The following is a 2587-nucleotide window of genomic DNA, read 5'->3' on the forward strand; positions in this document are numbered from 1 at the left end:
CCGTCGCGCCCTGCGACGCCGATCCGTTCGCGGACGACGCCGCGTCGGTGTTCGCGCTCGTGTTCAGGGCGGCGGCACCGGTCGTCGTGACCGTGATGGCCGGACCGAGGATCGTCTCGGCACGGACCGTGCTGAGGGTCACCGCGACGGCGGCCGCCGCGTTGACCTTGCCCTGCGCCGACTCCGCGCTCGGCGTCGTCGCCGAGCCGGTGCCCTGGCCGCCGTTGGCCTCGGAGGCCGCCCCCGCGTGGGCGCGCTCCCCTGCGACGAGGTCGTCGACACCGGGCCCGCCCGCACCGCCCGGGTTGCCGGCGTCGCCCGAGTCGGCACCGTTCTCCGGCGCTCCCGCGGCCGACGCCGTCGCGGTCGACGTGGCATCCGAGATGCTGCTCGCGCCGAGCGTGGCCGCGGCGGCGGTGAGATTGCGGGCGACCGCCGTCGTGACGGTGTGGTTCGCAATGGTGAGGGCGAGCCCGACGCCGACGCCGGCGGTCGCCGCATCCAGCACCGCCGCGTTCGCCGTCGTGCCCGCCGTCGCGCGCTGCGTCGCCGTCGCCGTGAACGACCCGGTCAGCGACAGTTCGCCGCCGCTGCCGATGCGCGTGGTCGTGGTGACGTTCGAGAGGGTGATCGCGACCGCCGGCGAGAGGGCGACCTTGCCGCCCTTCGCCCCCATGCGCGCCTCCGCGGTCGCGGCATCCGTCGCGGTCGCGGTGAGCGTGAGGTTCCGCGCACCGGTGAGCGAGACCCCGTCGCCGATGGTCGCGGCGGTCGTGTCGGTCACGAGGGCCAGGGCGACGGACGCGCCGAGCCCCAGCTGGCCGGCGGTCGTGACGCCGGCGCCCGCGGGCAGGGCCTTCACGGTCGTGGCGACGTCGCTCGTCGCCGTGATGGTCGCGTCGCCGCCGGCGAGCGTGACGGTGCCGTCGATGCCGGCGGTCGTCGTGTGGTTCACGACGGCGAGAGCGAACGAGCCTGCCACCGACACCTTGCCGCCCCCGGCGCCGGCGATCGACTCCGCACCGAACGTCGCGGTGGTGTCGGCCCCGTCGGCGGTGACGGTCGCCGACGCGGTCAGGCTGCCGGCCGACACGGTGACCCCGGTCGGGACGACGGCCCGGTTGACGACGTTCCCGAGGGTGATCGCGACGGCGGCGCCGATCGTGGCCGTCGCGCCCTGCGACGCCGACCCGTTCGCCGACGAGGAGGCGTCGGTGTTGGCGCTCGTGGCGAGCGTCACGCTCCCGGGCGTGGAGACCGTGATGGCCGGGCCGAGGATCGTCTCGGCGCGGACGGTGGAGAGCGTGATCGCGACGGCCGCGGCGACGTTGACCTTGCCCTGAGACGACTCCGCGCTCGGCGTCGTCGCCGAGCCGGTGCCTGCGCCGCCGTTGGCCTCGGAGGCCGCCCCCGCGTGGGCGCGCTCCCCCGCGACGAGGTCGTCGACACCCGCGCCGCCGGCACCGCCGGGGTTGCCCGCGTCGCCGGAGTCGGCGCCGTTCTCCGGCGCTCCCGCGGCGGATGCCGTCGCGCTCGAGGTCGCGTCGGAGATGCTGCTGGCGCGCAGCGCGACATCGCCGCCCGCGGTGAGGCTGCGCGCGAGCGCGCTCGTGACGGAGTGGTTCGCGATCGTGAGGGCGAGGCCGACGCCGACGCCCGCGGTCGCCGCATCCAGCACCGCGGCGTTCGCCGTCGTGCCCGCCGTCGCGCGCTGCGTCGCGGTCGCGGTGAAGCCGCCGGAGAGCCCGAGCACCCCGCCGCTGCCGACGCGCGTCGCGGTGGTCACGTTCGAGAGCGTCACCGCGACGGCCGGCGAGAGGGCGACCTTGCCGCCCTTGGCGCCCATGCGCGCCTCGGCGGTCGCGACGTCGGTCGCGGTCGCGGTGAGCACGAGGTTCCGCGCACCGGTGAGCGAGACCGCGTCACCGAGGCTCGCCGTCGTCGTGTCGGTCACGAGGGCCAGGGCGACGGATGCCCCGAGCCCCAGCTGACCGGCGGTCGTGACGCCCGCGCCCGCGGGCAGCGCCTTCACGGTCGTGGCGACGTCGCTCGTTGCGGTCAGGGTCGCGTCGCCCCCGGCCAGCACGACCGTGCCGTCGATCGCGGCGGCGGTGGTGTGGTTCACGACGGCGAGCGCGAACGAGCCGGCGACCGACACCTTGCCGCCGCCCGCGCCCGCGATCGACTCGGCCTCGAACGTGGCCGTCGTGTCGGCGCCGTCCGGTGTGACCGTCGCGGATGCCGCGAGGCTCCCCGCGCGGATCGTGACGCCGACCGGGACGACCGCCCGGTTCACGACGTTCGCGAGCGTGATCGCGACGGCCGCGCCGATCGTGGCCGTGGCGCCCTGCGACGCCGACCCGTTCGCGGACGACGCCGCATCGGTGTTGGCGCTCGTGTTCAGGGCGACGGCACCGGTCGCCGTGACGGTGATGCCGGATGCCAGGAGGGTCTCGGCGCGCACGGTGCTGAGGGTCACCGCGACGGCGGCCGCCGCGTTGACCTTGCCCTGCGCCGACTCCGCGCTCGGCGTCGTCGCCGCGCCGGTGCCTGCGCCGCCGTTCGCGGTCGAGGCGTTCCCGGCGTT

Annotated in this window: 1 pseudogene; it reads right to left on the reverse strand. The window is 76.5% G+C overall.

What is annotated here, in order from left to right:
- Window positions 1–2587: pseudogene (locus WML84_RS14735) on the reverse strand (hypothetical protein); the annotation flags it as partial.

Source organism: Microbacterium sp., assembly GCF_039812165.1.
GTDB lineage: Bacteria > Actinomycetota > Actinomycetes > Actinomycetales > Microbacteriaceae > Microbacterium.